The sequence below is a fragment of the Allobosea sp. genome (genome assembly GCF_017308075.1).
Lineage (GTDB): Bacteria > Pseudomonadota > Alphaproteobacteria > Rhizobiales > Beijerinckiaceae > Allobosea.
Window position 1 is genome coordinate 61,528 of the sequence record NZ_JAFKFX010000024.1, and the last position, 20,933, is coordinate 82,460.

The window sequence follows — 20,933 nt, forward strand, 5'->3', positions numbered from 1 at the left end:
TGGGCCGGAAAGGCGATCAGCGATCGTCGTCTTCGCCGGCCTCGGCCAGCGCAGCGCCGACCTCGAGGCCGAGATCGTCGAGGTCGAAGGCCTCGCGGGCGGTGACGTCCTCGCCGCGCACCTGGCGCTCCGCCTCTTCGGCCGAACGGGCGATGTTGACGGTGACGGTGACCGAGACTTCCGGATGCAGCACGACCGGGACGCTGTGCAGGCCGAGGGTCTTGATCGGGGTGTTCAGGGTGATCTGGCCGCGGTCGACCGAGAAGCCGTCACTCTTCAGCGCTTCGGCGATGTCGCGGGTCGAAACCGAGCCGTAGAGCACGCCGGACTCGCCCGACTGGCGCAGCATCACCACCGAATGCCCGTCGAGCGACTCGGCGACCGTATCGGCTTCGTGCTTGAGCTCGAGGTTGCGGGTCTCGAGTTCGACGCGCTGGTTCTCGAAGCGCTTCTTGTTCTCTTCGGTGGCGCGCAGGGCCTTGCCGCGCGCGAGCAGGTAGTTGCGGCCGTAGCCGTCGCGCACGCGCACGGTCTCGCCCATCTGGCCGAGCTTGGCGACGCGTTCGAGCAGGATGACTTCCATGGTTCTTCTCCTTGATGTTTCGTCGAGAGGTCGATGTCAGGCGGTAGGCGGCGTCGACGATCCGCGCCGGCGCAAGTCGATCAGCGCGTCGGCGATGCCGAGCAGCGCGAGGAAGGGGAACACCGTGATCAGCATGACCAGCAGCGCCAGATAGACCGCGAACAGGGTCGGCATCCGCCAGGCCTTGCCGCGGCTGAGATCGTGCACCGCCGCCAGGCCGGCCAGGCCGAAGGCCGCGATCAGCGCGCCGGTGACGGCCGCGCCGGCCAGGCCGACGAAGCCGCCCATCAGGCTCACCACGAAGCCGGCGATGAGCGCCGCGACCGCCTTGGCGGGCAGGCGGGTCGCCGGAATGAAGGGCCAGGGCCGCGGCAGCCGCCCGGAAAGCTGCACCGCCTTCGCCGCCAGCCAGAGATTGGCGACGATCATCGGAACGAAGGAGGCGCCGGCGGCGGCCGGAACGAGCGCCGCGAGGCGGGCGGCGAGGTCGGCGGCGTCGATGCCGTTCGGCAGGCGTACGGAAGGGCCGACGCCCTCGCCGCCGCTGAGCACGAGCTGCAAGCCGCGCGTCATTATGCTGCGATAGGTCTCGTAGTCGGGTGCGATCGCGAGGGCGCCGCCAACCGTCACCAGCGTGGCGACCGCGGCGATCCAGACCAGCAGCCGTCCGAGCGGATACCACTCGCTAGACCCCTCGCCGTCGGTGCGCGCCAGTAAAGCAAGATAGGCGATCCACCAGGCCGGCAAGGCGGCGCCGATGGCGAAGGCGAGGCCGAGCGGCACTTTCAGCACGACCGCGACTGCAGCGGTGCCGCAAGCCGTCGCGACCAGCCCGGCCCGATGGTTCCAGCCGAGCGCGGCGATGAAGACCGGGAGCGGCGCGACATAGGACAACAGCAGCGCCAGCGGCGATCCGGTGATCACCACTGTGAACAGAAGGGCTGAAACCAGCCCCGCGCCGATGCCGACGATGGGTAGCATGTCCGTCCTGCTGTCCCGCTGCTCTCGCGCGCTTTCCGTCAGATCGGAACAGGCTCGCGGCAGGGTGAGAGGGCTTTTCGCCTCAACATACCCGGAGGGGTTTCACCGCCGGGCGACCAGTAGTTCATCAGTTTGGCAGACCGGTGGCGCCGAGGCGCCACCGGGAGATGTTCAGCCGCTCAGCGGATGACGTAGGGCAGCAGGCCGAGGAAGCGGGCGCGCTTGATCGCCTGGGCGAGCTCGCGCTGCTTCTTGGCCGAGACGGCCGTGATGCGCGACGGCACGATCTTGCCGCGCTCGGAGATGTAGCGCGAGAGCAGACGCACGTCCTTGTAGTCGATCTTCGGAGCGCCTTCGCCCGAGAACGGGCAGGACTTGCGGCGGCGGAAGAAGGGGCGGCGGGCGCCGGCAGATGCGGTCGACATGGATCAGGCCTCCCCGGCGGGGGTTTCGGTGGCTTCGTCTTCGCGGCGCGGACGCTCGCGGCGCGGGCCGCGGTCGAAACGGTCGCCGCCCGGACCGCCACGGTCGAAACGGTCGCCGCGCTCGTCACGGTCACGCTTCTGGAGCATGACCGACTGGCCGTCCTCGAGCGCCTCGACGCGGATGGTCATGAAGCGCAGCACGTCTTCGTTGATGCGCATCTGGCGCTCCATCTCGGCCACGGCGGCCGGCGGGGCGTCGATGTTCAGCAGCGAATAATGCGCCTTGCGGTTCTTCTTGATGCGGTAGCCGAGGGACTTGACGCCCCAGTACTCGACCTTGGCGACCGAGCCGCCATTCGCCTCGAGGATCCCCTTGAACTGTTCGACAAGGGCCTCGACCTGCTGCGCGCTGACATCTTGTCGCGCGAGCAGAACATGCTCGTACAATGCCATGAGTGGCCTTCCTTCTTTCACCTGCTTCGTCCGGCGCGGAGCCCTTCGAGCCCTGGATAAGGCCCGACAGGATTTCATCGAAGGCGGAGACACGGGATGGTGGCTGCCCGGAAGAGCAGCCGAGCGGAGCGGTTCCGGAAGGGAGCGCTCCGCCATCCGTTCAGCCTCCGGCCGAACAAGCAAGGGGCTCGTTACAGGCAGATGGCGCTTTACGCAAGCCGAAAACACCGCAAAATAGCCGCGCAAGTCGAGTTTTGGCCCGTCCGAGCCTTGACTTGGCTGCCCACCGGGTGCGACTGCGCCGCGCAACGTTAACCAGGCGCGATCTTCAGGACCAGCAGGACATGGCGACGGCTTTCATCTTTCCAGGGCAAGGTTCACAGGCGGTCGGCATGGGCAAGAGCCTTGCCGAGGCCTTTCCGGTGGCCCGCGCCGTTTTCGACGAGGTCGACGCAGCTTTGGCGCAGAAGCTTTCGGCGCTGATGTGGGAAGGGCCGTCCGAGGAACTCACCCTGACCGCCAACGCTCAGCCCGCGCTGATGGCGGTGAGTCTGGCCGCGATCCGGGTGCTCGAGGCCGAGGCCGGCCTCTCGCTGGCGCGCGACGCGACCTTCGTGGCCGGGCATTCGCTCGGCGAGTATTCGGCGCTGGCGGCGGCCGGCACTTTCTCGATCTCCGATGCGGCACGCCTGCTGCGCATTCGCGGCGACGCGATGCAGAAGGCCGTCCCGGCGGGTGAGGGAGCGATGGCCGCCCTGCTCGGCGTCGATCTGGATCAGGCCCGTTCCATCGCTGCCGATGCCGCCGAGGGGCAGGTCTGCGAGGCAGCCAATGACAATGGCGGCGGCCAGGTCGTGCTCTCCGGAGCCAGGGCTGCCGTCGAGCGTGCCATCGCGCTCGCTGGCGAGCGAGGCGTGCGCCGCGCCATGCTGCTTCCAGTGTCGGCGCCCTTCCATTGCGCGCTGATGCAGCCGGCGGCCGAGGCGATGCAGGCCGCCCTGGCGGAGGTCGCGATGGCGGCGCCGGTCGTGCCCGTGATGGCCAATGTCGGGGCGGCTCCGCTTTCCGATCCCGCCGCGATTCGCGCCTCGCTGGTGGCGCAGGTCACCGGCACGGTGCGCTGGCGCGAATGTGTCGAGGCCATGGCCGGGGCCGGCGTGACGCAATTCTTCGAGGTCGGCTCCGGCAAGGTCCTCGCCGGGCTGGTCAAGCGCATCGCAGCGGGGGCTGCCGCCTCTTCGATCGGCTCGCCTGACGATGTCGCGAGCTACAAGGCCCAGCGTGGCGTCTAGGACTGTTGCGACGATGAGGGCCGGCTCCTCGCATGGGCCGGCCGACATGACGGCAGAATGCCGAAAAGGAGGAAGAATGCTTGATCTGACCGGGAAGAAGGCGCTGGTGACCGGCGCCACCGGCGGGCTCGGCGGTGCCATCGCCCGGCGGCTGCACGCGCAGGGCGCGGCCGTCGCCTTGTCGGGGACCCGGGTCGAGGCGCTGGAGGCCCTGGCGAAGGAGCTGGGCGAGCGCGTCGAGATCGCGCCCTGCAATCTCGCCGATCGCGATTCGGTCGAAGCCCTCGTGCCGGCGGCCGAAGCCAAGCTCGGCGGCCTCGACATTCTCGTCAACAATGCCGGTGTCACGCGCGACAATCTGTTCATGCGCCTGAAGGACGAGGATTGGGATCTGGTGCTCGCGGTCAACCTGACCGCCGCCTTCCGGCTCTCGCGTGCCGCGGTGAAGAGCATGATGCGCCGGCGCTATGGCCGCATCGTCTCGATCGGCTCGGTGGTCGGCACCTCCGGCAATCCCGGCCAGGGCAATTACGCGGCGTCGAAGGCCGGGCTGATCGGCATGTCGAAGTCGCTGGCCTCCGAGGTGGCCAGCCGGAACATCACCGTCAACGTCGTCGCGCCCGGTTTCATCGAGTCGCCGATGACCGAGGTGCTGAACGAGAAGCAGCGCGAGAGCATCCTCGCCGACGTGCCAATGGGGCGTTTGGGTGTGGGTGACGATGTCGCCGCGGCGGTGGCCTATCTGGCGAGCTCCGAAGCCGGCTACGTCACTGGCCAGACTATCCATGTCAACGGCGGAATGGCAATGATCTGAGTGGGTTGCGATGGTTTTCCGGAACGTTTCGATGCTTCTGGAGAACTCTCGCCAGCCTATTACGAGTGTGTTAACTACCCAGCCGGCGGCGCGACGATCGCCAGCCGGGGGGCTTGACGCCAACCCGGTTGTTGCGTTTGTGCAGCCATGAACACCCGACCGGCGCCCGCGGAGGCGCGAGGGCCGGCCGGGAAACCGATTTCAACGACGCGTCGCTGTCAGCGGTGTGTTTTCAAGGTTTGAGGATAGACCCATGAGCGATGTCGCCGAGCGCGTGAAGAAGATCGTGATCGAGCACCTCGGCGTCGACGCCGACAAGGTCGTCGAAGGCGCCAACTTTATCGAGGATCTCGGTGCGGACAGCCTCGACACCGTCGAGCTGGTGATGGCGTTCGAGGAAGAGTTCGGCGTCGAGATCCCTGACGATGCCGCCGAGACGATCGTGACGGTCGGCGACGCCGTCAAGTTCCTGTCGAAGTCCGCCTGAGCGGCTCAGAGTCCAGCGCGCGAACCAGCGTCTTGACCGAGCGAGGAATACCGATGCGACGTGTTGTCGTCACCGGACTTGGCATGGTGACCCCGCTTGGCTGCGGGGTCGATGCGACCTGGTCCCGCCTGATCGCTGGCGAGAGCGGCGCCGGCCCGATCACGAGCTTCGATGCTTCGGATCTCCCCGCCCGCATCGCCTGCAACATTCCGCGTGGCGATGGCTCCGCCGGCACCTTCAATCCCGATGATTGGATGGAGTCGAAGGAGCAGCGCAAGGTCGACGACTTCATCGTCTTCGCCATGGCTGCCGCCAGCCAGGCGCTGGGCGATTCGGGCTGGAAGCCGGAATCCTACGAAGAGCAGATCCGTACCGGTGTCGCCATCGGCTCCGGCATCGGCGGCCTCGGCGGCATCTATGACGGTTCGCTGCTGCTGAAGGAGCGCGGACCGCGCCGTCTCTCGCCCTTTTTCATCCCGGGCCGGTTGAGCAACCTTGCAGCCGGCTATGTCTCGATCGAGCACGGGCTGAAGGGCCCGAATCACGCCGTCGTCACCGCCTGTTCGACCGGAGCGCATGCCATCGGTGATGCGGCCCGCATGGTGGCGCTCGGCGACGCCGAGGTGATGGTCGCCGGCGGCACCGAATCGGCGATCAACCGCCTCGGCATTGCCGGCTTCTGCGCCTGCCGTGCACTTTCGACCAATTTCAACGACACGCCCGAGAAGGCTTCCCGGCCCTATGACAAGGACCGTGACGGCTTCGTCATGGGTGAGGGCGCCGGCGTCGTCGTGCTGGAAGAGCTCGAGCACGCGCTTGCCCGTGGTGCCCGGATCTACGCCGAGATCGTCGGCTATGGCATGTCGGGCGATGCCTATCACATCACTTCGCCGTCCGAGGACGGGGACGGGGCCTATCGTTGCATGCAGGCGGCGCTGAACCGTGCCGGGCTGCGCGCTTCCGATGTCGACTACATCAACGCCCATGGTACCTCGACACAGGTCGGCGACGAGATCGAGCTGCGCGCCGTCGAGCGCCTGCTCGCGAACGCGCCGCAACGCCCGGCGATGTCCTCGACGAAGTCGGCGACCGGCCATCTGCTCGGCGCTGCCGGGGCGATCGAGGCGATCTTCTCCATCCTGGCCATTCGTGACCAGGTTGCGCCGCCGACGATCAATCTCGACAATCCCTCGGTCGAGACCGAGATCGATCTCGTGCCGCACAAGGCCAAGCAGCGGAAGATCGACGTCGCGCTGTCCAATTCCTTCGGCTTCGGCGGCACCAACGCATCCCTGGTGATGCGGCGTTTCGTCGACTAAGTCGGGGAAAGCGCGCTTTCGCCATAATTTTCGCTAGCCTGTCGCGACCGCGCTGCCAGACTATCGGGCGCGGCCGAGAGGTCGATTCCATGCCGGCAAAACGGCTCGTGATGTCGGAAGATCAGGCGTAAGCACTATGAATCAGCCGCCCCGCGTTGCGCCGAGGAGCCCAAACGAGGCGTTGAAGCCGGTAGCGCCTCCTTCGCCGCCGCCGAAGGTGCGTCGCCGCCGGCGTTCGCCTTTCATCGCGATGCTCAGCGGGCTGTTCACCGCAGCGCTCGTACTCGCCGGCCTCGTCGGTGGCGGCATCGCCTTCGTCGAGAGCCGCAGCCGTGCGCCGGGGCCGCTCGCCAATGATCGGGTGCTGATCATTCCGCGGGAGAGCGGGCTGACCGAGATCGCCGAGCTGCTCCAGCGCGAGGGGCTGATCGAATATCCCTGGGCCTTCCGCCTCTCCGCGCTGCTGTCGGGCAACTGGACCAAGCTCAAGGCCGGCGAATACCTGTTCAAGGCCCGCGTCAGCCAGCGCGACATCATCGACATCATTGCCGAAGGCAAGGCGGTCGAGCATTCCGTGACCATTCCCGAGGGCCTGACCAGCGAGCAGATCATTGCGCGCCTGAAGGAGAACGAGCTGCTCACCGGCGAGATCATCCAGGTTCCGCGCGAGGGCGCGATGCTGCCGGACACCTACAAGTTCCAGCGCGGCTCGACCCGGCAGGCCATGGTCGATCGGATGACGCGCGACCAGCGCCGCATCCTCAACGATATCTGGGCGCGCCGTCCTGCGGATCTGCCGATCAAGACGCCTCAGGAACTCGTCATCCTGGCCTCGATCGTCGAGAAGGAGACCGGGCGAGCCGATGAGCGCACCCGCGTCGCAGGCGTCTTCATCAACCGGCTCAACCGCAAGATGAAGCTGCAATCCGACCCGACGATCGTCTATGGGCTGGTCGGCGGCAAGGGCACGCTCGGACGCGGCATCCTGCGCACCGAGATCAGCCAGGCGACGCCCTACAACACCTATGTGATCGACGGCCTGCCGCCGGGGCCGATCGCCAATCCCGGCCGCGCCGCGCTCGAGGCCGTGGTCAACCATTCGCGGACAAAGGATCTCTATTTCGTCGCCGACGGCAGCGGCGGCCACGCCTTCGCCGAGAGCTTGGAGCAGCACAACCGCAATGTCGCGCGCTGGCGCCAGGTCGAGGCCGGCCGACGCGAGGCCGGCAAGCCGGCGCCCGAAGCGAGCATCGACAAGGCCGAGCCGCCGCCATCGCCGGACTCGCGCACCGAAGCGCCGGGCGGGGCGCGCTCCCAGTCGGCGCAGGGCGGCGCCGAGGGCACGCGGGCGCGCGCCTTCGACGCGTCCGAGGGGACCGATCGCGACCCGCTCCTCAATCGTAGCTTCGACCTGAACAGTCCCAAGGTCGTACCCGCTTTGCGGCCCTGACCGGGGCTTTCCACTTCTCGCGCTTGTCGTCGTGACAAGCCCTGTCTAGGGTCCGGCCGCATTCGCGGCAGGAATTACGCACCATGGCAATCGAAAGCATGACGGGTTTCGCCCGCGAGGCCGGGACCGTCGCCACCCACGCCTTCGCCTGGGAGGTGCGCAGCGTCAACGGCCGTGGCCTTGATGTCCGCGTTCGCGTGCCACCGGGCTTCGAGCAGTTCTCGGAGGCGGCGCGCAAGCAGATGTCGGCGGCCTTTTCGCGCGGCACGCTGCACGTCAATCTCGCCATCACCAGCGCGGCGGCCCCGGCGCGGCCGCGCATCAACCAGGACGCGCTCGCCGGATTGCTCGATGCCGCCGCCCGGGTGCCGCTGCCGGCCGGCATGGCGCCGGCCTCGCTGGACGGCCTGCTCGCCATTCGCGGCGTCGTCGAGATCGCCGAGGAGGCGGAGGATACCGCCTCGGTGCTCGAGAAGCCGGTCCTGGCGGCGCTGGACCGGCTGGTCGGCTCGCTCAAGCAGGCGCGGCTCGGCGAGGGGCAAGCGCTCGAGAGCGTCCTTGCGGGCCATCTCGGCACCATCGCCCGGTTGACCGGCGAGGCCGAAAGCCACCCGGCCCGCAGCGTCGAGGCGGTGAAGGCCCGGCTCGCCGGCCAGGTCGCGGCCCTGATCGAGACCAGCCATACGCTCGACCCGCAGCGCCTGCATCAGGAGGCGGCATTGCTCGCCGTCCGAGCCGATATCCGCGAGGAGATCGACCGGCTGCACGCTCATGTCGCCGGCCTGCGCGAACTGCTCGCCCAGGGTGGGCCGATCGGCCGCAAGCTCGATTTCCTGGCACAGGAGTTCGGTCGCGAATCCTCGACGCTCTGCGCCAAGGCCGGCGATCCCGGCCTGTCGCGCATCGGCCTCGATCTGCGCACGACGGTCGACCAGCTGCGCGAGCAGGTCCAGAACGTGGAATGATGGCGATGGTCGATCTCGTCCGCCCGGCCCGTCGCGGCCTGATGCTGATCCTGTCGTCGCCCTCCGGCGCCGGCAAGTCGACCCTGACGCGCACGCTGTCGCAGAAGGAGACCAATCTCGACCTCTCGGTGTCGGTGACGACGCGGGCGCGGCGCCCCTCCGAGATCGAGGGGGTGCATTATCACTTCATCGAGCGCGAGGTCTTCGACGGCCTGCGCCAGCGTGACGAGCTGCTAGAATCCGCCGAGGTTCACGGCAATGGCTATGGCACCCCGCGCAAGCCGGTCGAGGAGGCCTTGAAGGCCGGCCGCGACGTGCTCTTCGACATCGATTACCAGGGCACGCAGCAAATCCTCGAAAAGGCCCGCGAGGACGTCGTGGCGATCTTCATACTGCCGCCTTCCATGGCCGAGCTGCGCTCGCGCCTGGTGCGCCGGGCCGAGGACGCGCCCGAGGTGATCGCCAAGCGCCTCGCCAATGCCCGCGACGAGATCGCGCGCTGGAGCGTCTATGATTACGTCATCATCAATGACGATCTCGGCGCCGCCTATGAATCCGTGCGGGCCATCCTCGTCGCCGAGCGCCTGAAGCGTGCGCGCGCCACCGGCATGGCGAGCTTCGTCGAGCAACTGCTCGACGAGCAGACGGCCTGAGGAGCCGGCGGCAGCGCTGATTGCGCCGCTGCCGCTTACAGCGCTTCCGCCAGCGCGTTCGCCAGTCGCACGAAGCCCGAAACCGGGACCTCCTCGGCCCGCGCCGTCGGCGACAGCCCGGCCGCCTCGATGATCGGCGTCGGCTCGGCCAGCACCGGTTTCAGGCTCTGCCTGAGCATCTTGCGACGCTGTCCGAAGGCCGCGAGCGTAATGCGCTCGAGCAGGCGCCGGTCGCAGGGCTCGGGCCGTTGCCGCGGGATGAGCTGCACGATCGAGGAGGTGATCTTCGGCGGCGGCACAAAGGCGCTCTTGGGCACGTCGAACAGGATCTTCGCTTCGCAGCGCCAGCCGGTGAGCACCGCCAGGCGGCCATAGGCGGCACGCTGCTCGGGCGTCGCGACGATGCGTTCGGCGACCTCGCGCTGGAACATCAGGGTCAGCGAGCTCCACCAGGACGGCCAGGGCTCGGCGCTGAGCCAGCCGACGAGCAGCGGCGTTCCGATATTATAGGGCAGGTTGGCGACGATGCGCGCCTCCTGGCCGTGCAGCAAGGCCGACAGGTCGACGGCGAGCGCATCGCCGTCGACGACTTCGAGACGCCCGGGATAATGTGCCGCGATCTCGGCCAGCGCCGGCAGGCAGCGCCGGTCGCGCTCGATCGCGATCACGCGCTCGGCGCCGTTCGCCAGCAAGGCCCGTGTCAGTCCGCCTGGGCCGGGGCCGATCTCGACGACGGTCTGCCCGGAGAGCGGCCCTGCGGAGCGCGCGATGCGGCCGGTCAGGTTGAGGTCGAACAGGAAGTTCTGCCCGAGCGCCTTCTGCGCCATCAGGCCGTGGCGCTCGACCACCTCGCGCAGCGGCGGCAGCCCGTCCTGGGCGAGGCTTTCGGGCGCGCTCATTTCCGCTGTTTCCTCTCGGCCTCTGCCATCCTGCCCGCGAGCTTGAGTGCCGCGCAAAGACTGTCGGGTCGGGCAATGCCCTTGCCGGCGATGTCGAAGGCGGTGCCATGGTCCGGCGACGTCCGGATGAAGGGCAGGCCGAGCGTGACGTTGACGCCCTCGTCGAAGGCGATCGTCTTGATCGGGATCAGGGCCTGGTCGTGATACATGGCGAGCGCGACGTCATAGCCGGCGCGTGCGCGTTCATGGAACATCGTATCGGCCGGGTAGGGCCCGCTCGCTTCGATGCCGAGCGCACGCAGCTCCGCGACCGCCGGGGCGACCACGGCGTCGTCCTCGCGCCCGAGCGCACCGCCCTCGCCGGCATGCGGATTGAGACCGCTCAGGGCCAGTCGCGGCCGGGTGATGCCGAAGCGCCGCGCCAGGTCGGCGGCGACGATCCTGCCGGTCGCGACGATCAGTTCGGTCGTGAGAAGGGCTGGCACCGCCGCGAGCGGGACATGGATGGTCACGGGAACGACCGCGAGCCCCTCCGACCAGATCATCATCACCGGTTGCGGCACGGTCTTGCCGCCGCGCCCGGCGAGCTCGGCGAGGAATTCGGTGTGGCCGGGGTGGCTGAAGCCCGCGGCATAAAGCACGCTCTTGGCGATCGGATTGGTGACGAGCGCTGCGGCCCAGCCGTCATTCACGGCCGCGACCCCGGCTTCGATCGCCGCGATCACGCCGGCTGCATTGGCCGGGTCGGGTTTGCCCGGTGTCGCAGGGCGCGCGCCCGCGATCTCGATGACCGGCACGGCTTCGTCGAAGATCGCCTCGGCCTGGTCCCAGTCGACGCTGCGGATCGGGACTGGCAAGCCCAGCCGATCCGCGACGGCCTGGAGGCCGATGGCGCTGCCGAGATAGGCGAAGGCCGGCAGATGCTGCTGCTTACGCAACAGCCAGGCCATCACGCTCAGCTCCGGGCCGACCCCGGCTGGATCGCCCTGGGTCAGGGCGAGCAGATGGTTGCGCAAGCGCGGCCTCCCTCCGGAGCGATGGCGAGACCGCGGCTGGTTTCGTCAGTTGCTGGCGACGCCGTCGCCCGCACTGCTCGTGCCGAGATTCTGCGAGTAGCTGACCTCACCCAGCGTGCGCAGCTCCAGCCGGAACATCACGGTCCGGGTGTCGTTCTTCGCGCCCGCCTGCCGGTCGGCATAGGATTGCGAATAGGTCACGTCGAAGATCGTGCACTCATCCTGGTATCTCAGGCCAGCCGACAGCGCGGCCGTCTGCAGCGGTCCGGTCTTCGGGTAGATCGGAGCGGCATAGGACGCCGGGTAGAGCTGGTGCAGCCCATAGGCGTCGCGATAGCGCTCACGGTCATATTTGTACTTGTCGAGGTCGAACAGCACGCTGCCGCGGACGCTCCAGTACTGCGCGAAGCTGAACGACTGGCTCAGGCTGAGGCCTTCGCGGCGCCGCGGAATCCCGAGCTCGGGCTGCGGCTCATAGCGGCTGTAGCCCAGCGTCGTCGAGAAGATGCTGTGCGAGTACGAGGCCGAGGCGTCGATGCGCTGCGCTTCCCAGTTCGACTCGTCGAAGCGCGCGCCACCCTGGAGCAGCAGGCCCTTGAACGGCTGGTACTGCGCGCGGGCGACATAGTCCGAACGGCGCGTGTCGAGACCCGATTCCAGGCCGGTATTGAGCATGTCGCCGGTGGCGTAGGAGTTGCGTCCACCGAGATGGTAGGACTGGCCGAACAACAGGTTGGCGTAGGAATCCTTGCCGAACGTGCCCGAATAACGCAGGCCGATATTGGCGCGGCTGCCGCCCTCGACGCGGTCATAGCCGGAGAACTTGTTCCACTCGAACAGGTTCGTGTCGTCGAAGACCATGCTCTGCGCATCTTCGTTGGCGATGCGCAGGCTGTTGGTCTCGTTCGGCCGGGCCACGACCTGGGCGACCGGCTCGAGGATATGGGTGCCCCAGGACGTCGTGGCGACGAAGGGATAGCGATAGAGCAGGCCGACGGCCGGCATCGCGCGCCCGAACACCTCGTCCGAGGGGTCGGCGATCGTGGTGACGTGGTAGTTCGTATAGCTCGTCGTGTTCGGATTGATCGAGAACACATCGGCCCGGAGCGAGGCGTAGGGCATCCACACCTGACCAAACGAGTCGGTGAAGTTGCGGCGCCAAGCCACTTCCGCCGTCGCACGCGCAATGTTCCCGGCGAGGCCGCGGATCAGGCAGCTGTCCTTCTGGTAGACCGCGCAGCCATCGAACAGCGAGTATTTCGGCGTGTTGATGAGATAGGTGTTCTGGTTCGGGATCTGCTTGAACGCCGCCGCTTCGCGCGACAGATGCGTGATGTTGACGGTGAAGGAGAGCTCGCCGCCGATCATCGAGGGCTTGTGGAGCCGCTTGTTGTAGTCGATCGCGGGCGCCACGATGGGCTGCTGCTTCTGCCAGTCGAGATAGGTCAGCGGCTGGAAATAATAGCCGCGCATGTCGAACCAGGCATTGGCGCTCTGGCCGTTCAGCGCGACCGTCGAGGTCGATTCCTGCAGGAAGCTGCCGCTGGTGATGCTCTCGCTGCGGATCCGGTAGTTCTTGTAGAAATATCGGTCGGTCGAGCCGGCGACATCCCAGCTGAAGGTCCAGCGTGGATTCAGGAAGACCTTGCCGGATGTCTCGATCGAGCCGCGGAACTTGTCGTTGCCGGCGCCGAACGGGCTCGGGAGGAACGCAGCCTTGTCCTGCTGAAAAATGCCCGCGGCGCGGATGTTGTACGAGCCGTTGGAGAAACGGTGGCGCCATTCCGCCTCGCCGAGCAGGCCCTGGCGGGTGAGATAGGTCGGCGTCAGGGTGACGTCGTAATTCGGCGCGAGATTGATGAAATAGGGCAGGCCGACGCCGTAGCCCAGGGCCGAGGTGTTGACGAATTTCGGCGACAGGAAACCGGTCTTGCGCTTAACCGTCGCGTCCGGCCCCGACATGTAGGGGATATAGGCGATCGGGACGCCGGCGAACTCCAGCCGGGCGTCCTCGTAATAGATCATCTGCTCGGATTTCTTGTGGATGATCCGAGCGGCGCGAACCTGCCAGAAGGGTGGCTTTTCCGGATTTTCGGCACAGGGCTCGCAGGCGGTGTAGATTCCCTTGTCGAAGACGAAGACCTCGCCATCCGTGCGCTCGGCGCGCGGTGCGGAGAAGCGCGTCTTGTCGGTGTTCACGACGCGCAGGGAATCGATGAAGCCGTCGCGGAAATCGTCGGTCAGGTTGAAGCGGTCGCCGGTGATGACGGTGCCGTTCGCTTCGGTGATGCGGGCATTGCCGTTCGCGACGACGCGCTTGCTGATCCGGTCGTAGACGACGCGGTCCGCTTCGATGGTGCGGCCCTGGTAGAGAATCTGGACGTCGCCGACGGCCGAGACGGTATTCTTGTCCTTGTCATAGACGAGTTCGCGCGCGTCGACGACCATCCGCTCCTGCGGCTTGGCGGCTTCCTGCGCCCAGGCGAGGTCCGGTCCAGCGAAAACCGGCGCGAGCGTCGTCGCCAGCGCGGTCGCTGCAGCAAGGCGCGCAATGCGTCTCACGCCGGGAACCATGAACTCAATCCAAAATTAACCATAGGCACCGTACTATTAGCCATCTTCCTGATGAAGGAGGGCGAGGGCGCCGAGCAAGCTGCCCACGATTGCGGGCAGCCATGCGGCCACCGGGGCGTTGACGATTCCCGATGAGCCCAACTCCTCAGATAGTTGTGTCGCCACATAGAGCATGAACCCGGCCGCCACGCCACCTACCACCAGTTTGGTGACACCACCAAATCGGAAAAATCTTAAGGAAACGGATGCTGCTAGGAGAATCATGGCGATGAGCAGCAGCGGGCGCGCTTTCAGCGATTCATAGCGCAATTCATAGCGCGTCGTATCGAGTCCGGCCTTGCGCGTCCGCTCGATCACCGTCGGCATCGACCAGAAGCCGACCGAGTCCGGTGGAGTGAAACTTTGCCGCACCTGCTCGGGCTCCAGATTCGTTGCGACGAGGTATGTCGAGTAGCTCTGTGGCTCTTCCATGACCGAGGTGACCCTCGCATCCGTCAGCTCCCAGTAGCCGTTATGCAGGACCGCCTGCCGCGCCTCGATCCGTTCGCTGAAGCCGCCATCGGGGGCGTAGTTGAAGAAGGCGACCTGCGCCAGGCCGACGCCGTCCTCCAATGCGGCCGCGGCGCGGATGATCGCCTGACCGTCGAGGCTGCGCTGGCGGATCCAGATCTCCTTGCCGCTGGCCAGTTGCCCGGTTCGCGCGAACAGCGAAGCTTCCAGCTTGGTGGCGCGCTGCTTCAGCTCTGCCGCGACGGGATTGTAGATCCCGATCGAAATCAGGCCGACCAGCCCCGCCACCAGCGCCGCCGGCTGCAGGAACTGCCAGGCGGAGATGCCGACCGAGCGTGCCACGACGAGCTCGAGCTTGCGGCTCAGATTCAGGAGGGCGAACATCCCGCCGAACAGCACGGCGAAGGGAAAGATCTGCTCGGCGACCGAGGGGGCGCGGTACAATGCGAGCTGGATGATGCTCGGCGTGGTTGCAAGCGGGGAATCGCCGGCGCGGCGCATCAGCTCGACGAAATCGAGCGTCAGGATCAGGAAGAAGAACGTCCCGAACACGCTCAGAATGGCGCGGAAGAAGCGCTGCGTGAGATAGCGCCCGAAGGTCTTGAACAACAGCATCAGCTTCGCCGAAAGCGCGCCGAAAGGGCGAGGAAAGGTGCTGCGAGCGGCTCTGTCAGCCGGTCCATGACTACCCGAGCGCGGGCGCCGAAGGCGATCATGCTCGCAGAGATCGCGATCGTGACCAGTGGCAGAAGGTAGAGCAGGACGACGGCGAAACCGGAGCGGACGCTGGCGGTCCAGGCGGCATAGGCTCCGATCCGGATCGCTCCGACCAGCAAAATCGCGAGCTGAATCGCGACGGCGCGGCCCTGGCGGGTGGTGCGTGCCTCGCCGAGAAAGGCGAAGGCGACGAGCATGAAGGCGATCGGATAGAGCGGCGCGGACAGGCGGTTGTGCAGTTCGGCGCGGAAGCGGCCTTCCTGGATCTTGTAATAGGGCTCGTTCGGGTCCTGGGTCAGCAACGCCCAGGTCGTCCGCTCACGTGGCTTGTAGATCACCTTGTCGCCATCGCCGCCGCCGGCGCCGTCGGAATCGCCCGACAGCGCCGAAAGATTGAGCGCGTAGCGCTCGAACGAGATGATTGAGCTCGAGTTCCGGTCGCGGCTCTCGCGCTGGATCGTGCCCTTCTCCAGCATCAGGAAGCTGTTGCCGTCGGCTTCCGCCGTCTGGCCGCGCTCGGCGATGTAGACGGCGGGCTGGTTCGGATCGCGCCGGTCCTGCATGAAGATGCCGAGCAGGGCCTGTCCGGAGCGCTCGCGGTAGTGGAAGGTTACGCCGGAATCGAGCGCGACGAACTGGCCTTCCTTGACGACATTGGCGACGAAATCGGCCCGGATCAGGGTGATCAGGTCGCGCAGCGAGCGGAAGCCGGCCGGCATCACCGACAGCGACATCCAGCCGACCAGCGCCGCCGTCACCAGCGTCAGCACGACGAAGGGCCGGGTCAGGCGCTTGGGCGCGACGCCGGTCGCGTTCATCACGATCAGCTCGGAATCGCTGTTGAGCTTGTTCAGCGTGTAGAGCGTCGCCATGAACAGCGCGACCGGCGCGATGCCGGCGATCAATGCCGGCAGCGAGAGCAGGGTCACGGTGAAGAAGATCATCACCGTCTGGCCCTTGCCGGTGATGAGATCGACTTCGCGCAGGGCCTGCGTCACCCAGATCACGCTGGTCAGGCCGACGAGCAGAATGACCGTCGCCGCCGCGGCAATCTTGAGGATGTAGCGGTCGAGCAGTCCAAAACGCACGCGGTTCGATCCTGGGCAGGCGGGCACAAGGGCGAAGGCGCTGCCCTTGGACGGCTCGCCTCGAAGCTCCTATGGTATAGCTTCGATCGTGGCGCAAACGGGAATCGTTTGTGGCCTTCCCGCGCCATTGCCAGTTCATCCCGCCCCTTCCGCCCGCCCTCCGCCAATGTGAGCCGTCGATGTCGCAGCGCCTGAAGCTTGAGATCAAAGCCATGAACGCCATTGCCGGGGAGGACCTCGTCGTCCTTGTCTCGGACAAGCTGATCCCTGCGCCGGCGGCGGAGGAGTGGCTGGGCGAGGGCGGTCGCAGCCTGATCGCCCGAGCGGCGGCGGCCGAACGCTTCAAGGGCAAGGCGCTGTCCGGCCTGACGATCCTGGCGCCGGAGGGGGCAGACTATGAGCGGCTGATCCTTGTGGGGGTCGGGCCCGAGGGCGAGCGCGACAAGCTCGACTTCGCCCTTCTGGGCGGAGCCATCGCCGGCAGACTTGGCCATGGCCGCAGCGCCGACATCATCGCCGCCCTGCCGGGAGGCGATGTCTCCGCCGCCGAGATCGCCGAGATCGGCCTCGGGCTGCGGCTGCGCTGCTATGCCTTCAACCAGTACAAGACCAAGAGCCGCGATGCCGAGCAGAGCGAGGCGAAGACCGCGATCCTGCGTGTCGCCGACTCCTCCGCGGTCAAGAAGGCGCTGAAGGCGCGCGAGGCGATCGCCGGTGGCGTCGAGCTGGCTCGCGATCTCGTGAACGAGCCGCCGAACGTGCTCTACCCCGAGGAGTTCGCCGAGCGCGCGGCGAGGCTCGAGAAGCTCGGCGTCGAGGTCGAGATTCTCGACGAGAAGCAGCTGAAGAAGATCGGCATGCGGGCCTTGCTCGGCGTCGGCCAGGGCTCGCGGCGCGAGAGCCGCGTCGTGGTGATGCGCTGGAACGGTGCTGGCAAGGGCGAGCAGCCGGTCGCCTTCATCGGCAAGGGCGTGACCTTCGACACCGGCGGCATCTCGATCAAGCCGGCTGGCGGCATGGAGGACATGAAGGGCGACATGGCCGGCGCCGCCTGCGTCACCGGGCTGATGCACGCGCTCGCCGCCCGCAAGGCGAAGGTCAACGCGGTCGGCGTCATCGGTCTCGTCGAGAACATGCCGGACGGCAATGCTCAGCGCCCGGGCGACATCGTGACGTCGCTCTCCGGCCAGACCATCGAGATCATCAACACCGATGCCGAGGGGCGGCTCGTTCTCGCCGACGTGCTCTGGTACACGCAGGACCGCTTCAAGCCGCTCTTCATGGTCAATCTGGCGACGCTGACCGGAGCGATCCTGGTCGCGCTGGCACAGGAGAATGCCGGCCTGTTCTCGAACAATGACGAACTGGCCGAGCGGCTTTTCGTCGCCGGCAAGGCGACCGGCGAGACGGTCTGGCGCATGCCTCTCGGTGCCGCCTACGACAAGATGATCGATTCCAAATTCGCCGACATGAAGAACTCGGCTGGCCGTCATGGCGGCTCGATCACCGCGGCGCAGTTCCTGCAGCGCCATGTCAACGACACGCCCTGGGCTCATCTCGACATCGCGGGTACCGGCATGGGTTCGCTCTCGACCGAGATCAACCGCTCCTGGGGCTCTGGCTGGGGCGTACGCCTGCTCGACCGGCTGGTGGCGGACCACTACGAGGCTTGATTCGCATTATCAGCCCGCGCGCATAAGCTGCTGGAAAAGCCGGCATCATGGCCGAGATCTGGTTCTACCACCTGCAGTCTCGTCCGCTCGAGCAGGTCTTGCCGACGCTGCTCGAGCGCTCGCTGGCGCGCGGCTGGAAGGTGGTGGTCGAGTGCTCCAGCCGCGAGCGTCTGGCTGCGCTCGACGACCGGCTCTGGACCTATGCGGACGATTCCTTCCTGCCGCACGGCACCGCAGGTGAACCGGATGCCGCCGGCAATCCGATCGTGCTCACCACCGATGCCGGCAATCCGAATGCGGCGCAGGTCCGTTTTTGCGTCGATGGCGTCCGCATTCCCGACGCATTGGACGATTATGAGCGCGTCATCCTGATGTTCGACGGTGATGATCCGGAGGCACTCGCCTCCGCCCGCGAGGACTGGAAGAAATTGCGAGCGCGGGGCCTGGCTGCGACCTATTGGCAGCAGGATGAGACCGGCCGCTGGGAGAAAAAAGCGTGAAAATCTCCGTGATCGTCGCTCTGGCCATCGGCCTGGGCGGCTGCGCCGTCGACATGGGCGGCTTTTCCTTCGTCTCGGACGAGCGCGGCACGCGCACCAGCAGTGCCACGGCCCGCATCTCGACGCAGGAGGCGATGCTGACGCCGGATGGCGAGTGCGCTGCCGATGTCTCGCTCGATCCCGCGACGCGACCGCTGCCGAAGGAGATCGCGCCCGGTATCACCGAATGCGAGCTGGTCAGGCTGAAGGCCAAGCGGCCGACCGACGTGCTGATCGGCGAGAGCGGCAAGGGCCAGCGCGAGGTCCAGGTACTCTATAACGAGCCGGGCGGACGCGAGATCTACATGTTCACCGACAACCGCCTGAGCCGGATCGTCAAACCGGGCCAGCCCGAGCAGCAGGGCTAGCACGCTCCGGCCGGCTCGTAAGATCATTCCGGCTGGAGCGAAGCGGAACGCCGGAAGCCATCAAAGGTCTCCGGGGGCTCACCGATGGATTCCGGAAAAGTGCCGCGACGCGGCTGGTCCGGAGTGACCATGCAGCCGCGGCATTGCCTCAGGCGCTCTCCAGTTCCTCGCTGAGCGACAGCCATTCCTCTTCGGCCGCGCCGAGCGCCTCGGCGAGCTCGGCGCGCTGGCGCGAGAGCTGCAGCGCCTTGTCCGGATCGCGCGCAAAGGCCGCGCCATTGCCGAGCACCTCGTCGACCTTCTCGATCAGCCCGGTGAGCTTGGCGATGCGCGCCTCGGCGAGGTTGAGCTTCTGGCGCAGTGGTCCTTGCGCCGCGCGCTTCTGGGCGTTGCCCTTGCGCTCGTCGGCCTTGCCGGGGACGGGGGCTTCCTGAGCGGGTTTCTCCCGTTTCGCCTGCTTCTCCTTGCCGAGCACGAAGCTGCGATAATCCTCCATGTCGCCGTCGAAGCTCTTCACCGTGCCGTCTGCGACCAGCCAGAGCCGGTCGGCGCAGGCCTCGATCAGGAATCGGTCATGGCTGACCAGGATCACAGCGCCGGGATAGTCGTTGATCGCCTTGACCAGCGCGGTGCGGCTGTCGATGTCGAGATGGTTGGTCGGCTCGTCGAGGATGAGCAGATGCGGGCCGCCAAAGGTGGCGATGCCGAGCATCAGCCGGGCCTTCTCGCCGCCGGAGAGATTCTTGACCGGCGTGTCGGCCTTGGCTGCGGGGAAGCCGATCTGCGCCGTGCGGGCCCGCACCCGGGCCTCCGGCTCGTCCGGCATCAGCTGGCGGATATGGCCGACCGGCGTGTCCTCCATGCGTAGCTCGTCGAGCTGGTGCTGGGCGAAATAGGCGGTCTGGAGCTTGGACGAGCGCTTCATCTCGCCGGAGAGCGGGGCGAGGCGGCCGCCGATCAGCTTGCAGAAGGTCGACTTGCCGTTGCCGTTCGAGCCTAACAGGGCGATGCGATCGTCCGGCGCCAGCGTCAGGTTGAGTCGCTGCAGCACCTTGCGCTCGCCATAGCCGGCGCTGGCACTTTCGAGCACCACCATCGGCGGCGAGAGCGGCCGTTCCGGCTCCGGAAAAGAAAATGGCTGGACGTCGCGATCCTGGATGACCGCGATCTCCTGCATCTTCTCGAGGCGCTTGACGCGCGACTGCGCCTGTCGCGCCTTGGTCGCCTTGGCCTTGAAGCGGTCGACGAAGGCCTGGAGATGCTTGCGTTCGGCATCCTGCTTGTCGCGCGCCTTGGCGAGATGAGCCTGCTTCTCGGCGCGCAGCTTCTCGAAGGCGCTGTAGCCGCCGCGATAGATCGTCAGCTTGCCCTGGTCGAGATGCAGGATGTGGTCGACGCAGGTATCGAGCAGTTCGCGGTCATGGCTGACGACCAGAACGGTATGCGGGTAGCGCTCAAGATAGTCGTAGAGCCAGAGCGTGCCTTCCAGGTCGAGATAGTTGGTCGGCTCGTCGAGCAGCAGAAGGTCGGGCTCGGAGAACAGCACCGCGGCGAGTGCGACGCGCATGCGCCAGCCGCCCGAGAAATCCGAGCAGGGGCGCTGCTGGGCTTCCTCGTCGAAGCCGAGGCCGTGCAGCACGGTCGCGGCGCGGGCCGGGGCAGAATGGGCGCCGATATCGGCGAGCCGGGTCTCGATCTCGGCGATGCGCATCGGGTCGGTCGCGCTCTGCGCCTCCTTCATCAGGGCGGCGCGCTCGGTGTCGGCGGCGAGGACGACGTCGATCAGCTTCTCGGGCCCGCCCGGCGCCTCCTGCGCCACCCCGCCGATCCGCATGCCCCGTGGCAGGCTGACGCTGCCGCCTTCCGGAGAGAGGTCGCCGGTGATGATGCGGAACAGGGTGGTCTTGCCGGTGCCGTTGCGGCCGACCAGCCCGACGCGCGCGCCTGCCGGCAGTGCCGCGCCGGCCTTGTCCAGCAGCAGCCTGTCGCCGAGCCGGTAGGTGATGTCGCTGAGGGTGAGCATGGGCTGGCTTTAGGCAAACTTGCCAGGGCGATGCAAACCAGAAATGGGGCAGGGCGGCCCAGTCACGAATTCGACATATTCCGGCCACGCTGGGGCCCGCCGCC

Annotated in this window: 20 protein-coding genes; 10 read left to right on the forward strand and 10 right to left on the reverse strand. The window is 67.0% G+C overall.

Annotation, left to right across the window (positions count from 1 at the left end; translation table 11 throughout):
- Nucleotides 1–16: 16 nt before the first annotated feature.
- The 4 genes from rplI to rpsF form a co-directional block, all read right to left on the reverse strand.
- On the reverse strand, nt 17–583 hold the full coding sequence (gene rplI, locus J0J10_RS03620) for a 50S ribosomal protein L9 (protein WP_291640049.1): 567 nt from the start codon (nt 581–583) through the stop codon (nt 17–19).
- 36 nt (nt 584–619) lie between these two features.
- Nucleotides 620–1,564 (reverse strand): DUF2232 domain-containing protein, encoded by a 945-nt coding sequence (locus J0J10_RS03625; RefSeq protein ID WP_291640051.1) that lies wholly within the window; start codon nt 1,562–1,564, stop codon nt 620–622.
- Between the two features lie 179 nt (nt 1,565–1,743).
- On the reverse strand, nt 1,744–1,989 hold the full coding sequence (gene rpsR / locus J0J10_RS03630) for a 30S ribosomal protein S18 (protein ID WP_038367644.1): 246 nt from the start codon (nt 1,987–1,989) through the stop codon (nt 1,744–1,746).
- Nucleotides 1,990–1,992: 3 nt separating this feature from the next.
- Nucleotides 1,993–2,442 (reverse strand): 30S ribosomal protein S6, encoded by a 450-nt coding sequence (gene rpsF / locus J0J10_RS03635; RefSeq protein ID WP_291640053.1) that lies wholly within the window; start codon nt 2,440–2,442, stop codon nt 1,993–1,995.
- Nucleotides 2,443–2,786: 344 nt separating this feature from the next.
- Here rpsF and fabD point away from each other — a divergent pair, with 344 nt between their 5' ends.
- The 7 genes from fabD (at nt 2,787) to gmk (ending at nt 9,422) form a co-directional block, all read left to right on the forward strand.
- Nucleotides 2,787–3,734 (forward strand): ACP S-malonyltransferase, encoded by a 948-nt coding sequence (gene fabD, locus J0J10_RS03640; RefSeq protein ID WP_291645330.1) that lies wholly within the window; start codon nt 2,787–2,789, stop codon nt 3,732–3,734.
- Between the two features lie 76 nt (nt 3,735–3,810).
- The gene (gene fabG / locus J0J10_RS03645; protein ID WP_291640057.1) at nt 3,811–4,548 is read left to right on the forward strand and encodes a 3-oxoacyl-[acyl-carrier-protein] reductase; all 738 of its coding nucleotides are present in this window, start codon (nt 3,811–3,813) and stop codon (nt 4,546–4,548) included.
- A gap of 253 nt (nt 4,549–4,801) precedes the next feature.
- Nucleotides 4,802–5,035 carry an acyl carrier protein gene (locus tag J0J10_RS03650; protein ID WP_066468900.1) on the forward strand — a complete coding sequence of 78 codons (234 nt, stop codon included), beginning with the start codon at nt 4,802–4,804 and terminating at the stop codon, nt 5,033–5,035.
- Between the two features lie 53 nt (nt 5,036–5,088).
- A complete protein-coding gene (gene fabF / locus J0J10_RS03655) occupies nt 5,089–6,354 on the forward strand; it encodes a beta-ketoacyl-ACP synthase II (RefSeq protein WP_291645331.1) in 1,266 nt (421 codons plus the stop codon).
- Between the two features lie 136 nt (nt 6,355–6,490).
- Nucleotides 6,491–7,804, forward strand: coding sequence for an endolytic transglycosylase MltG (mltG, locus tag J0J10_RS03660; RefSeq protein ID WP_291645332.1), 1,314 nt, complete (start codon nt 6,491–6,493; stop codon nt 7,802–7,804).
- 83 nt (nt 7,805–7,887) lie between these two features.
- Nucleotides 7,888–8,769 carry a YicC/YloC family endoribonuclease gene (locus J0J10_RS03665; RefSeq protein ID WP_291645333.1) on the forward strand — a complete coding sequence of 294 codons (882 nt, stop codon included), beginning with the start codon at nt 7,888–7,890 and terminating at the stop codon, nt 8,767–8,769.
- Entirely contained in the window at nt 8,769–9,422 is a 654-nt protein-coding gene (gmk, locus tag J0J10_RS03670; protein WP_452116317.1) for a guanylate kinase, read from the forward strand. The genes J0J10_RS03665 and gmk overlap by 1 nt, the downstream gene beginning before the upstream one ends.
- Before the next feature lie 35 nt (nt 9,423–9,457).
- Here the strand turns inward: gmk and rsmA are convergent, their stop codons facing one another.
- The 5 genes from rsmA to lptF are packed head-to-tail and all read right to left on the reverse strand — an operon-like array spanning nt 9,458 to nt 16,226.
- Entirely contained in the window at nt 9,458–10,321 is an 864-nt protein-coding gene (rsmA, locus tag J0J10_RS03675) for a 16S rRNA (adenine(1518)-N(6)/adenine(1519)-N(6))-dimethyltransferase RsmA (protein WP_291640070.1), read from the reverse strand.
- Entirely contained in the window at nt 10,318–11,337 is a 1,020-nt protein-coding gene (pdxA, locus tag J0J10_RS03680; RefSeq protein ID WP_291645334.1) for a 4-hydroxythreonine-4-phosphate dehydrogenase PdxA, read from the reverse strand. Before pdxA ends, rsmA begins: the two co-directional genes overlap by 4 nt.
- 45 nt (nt 11,338–11,382) lie before the next feature.
- Complete coding sequence (locus J0J10_RS03685) at nt 11,383–13,899, reverse strand: LPS-assembly protein LptD (RefSeq protein WP_291645335.1); 2,517 nt, start codon at nt 13,897–13,899, stop codon at nt 11,383–11,385.
- Between the two features lie 48 nt (nt 13,900–13,947).
- On the reverse strand, nt 13,948–15,036 hold the full coding sequence (gene lptG / locus J0J10_RS03690) for an LPS export ABC transporter permease LptG (protein ID WP_291645336.1): 1,089 nt from the start codon (nt 15,034–15,036) through the stop codon (nt 13,948–13,950).
- Nucleotides 15,036–16,226: an LPS export ABC transporter permease LptF gene (gene lptF / locus J0J10_RS03695; protein ID WP_291645337.1), complete on the reverse strand. Its 1,191-nt coding sequence runs from the start codon at nt 16,224–16,226 to the stop codon at nt 15,036–15,038. The genes lptG and lptF overlap by 1 nt, the downstream gene beginning before the upstream one ends.
- A 179-nt stretch (nt 16,227–16,405) precedes the next feature.
- Here lptF and J0J10_RS03700 point away from each other — a divergent pair, with 179 nt between their 5' ends.
- Genes J0J10_RS03700 through J0J10_RS03710 form a run of 3 tightly spaced genes read left to right on the forward strand, consistent with a single transcriptional unit; the run spans nt 16,406 to nt 18,806 of the window.
- The gene (locus J0J10_RS03700) at nt 16,406–17,899 is read left to right on the forward strand and encodes a leucyl aminopeptidase (RefSeq protein WP_291645338.1); all 1,494 of its coding nucleotides are present in this window, start codon (nt 16,406–16,408) and stop codon (nt 17,897–17,899) included.
- A gap of 47 nt (nt 17,900–17,946) precedes the next feature.
- On the forward strand, nt 17,947–18,399 hold the full coding sequence (locus J0J10_RS03705) for a DNA polymerase III subunit chi (RefSeq protein WP_291640082.1): 453 nt from the start codon (nt 17,947–17,949) through the stop codon (nt 18,397–18,399).
- Nucleotides 18,396–18,806, forward strand: coding sequence for a hypothetical protein (locus J0J10_RS03710; protein ID WP_291640084.1), 411 nt, complete (start codon nt 18,396–18,398; stop codon nt 18,804–18,806). The genes J0J10_RS03705 and J0J10_RS03710 overlap by 4 nt, the downstream gene beginning before the upstream one ends.
- Nucleotides 18,807–18,954: 148 nt before the next feature.
- On the opposite strand, the gene J0J10_RS03715 is transcribed toward J0J10_RS03710, so the two are convergent.
- Entirely contained in the window at nt 18,955–20,829 is a 1,875-nt protein-coding gene (locus J0J10_RS03715) for an ABC-F family ATP-binding cassette domain-containing protein (protein ID WP_291645339.1), read from the reverse strand.
- Nucleotides 20,830–20,933: the final 104 nt, after the last annotated feature.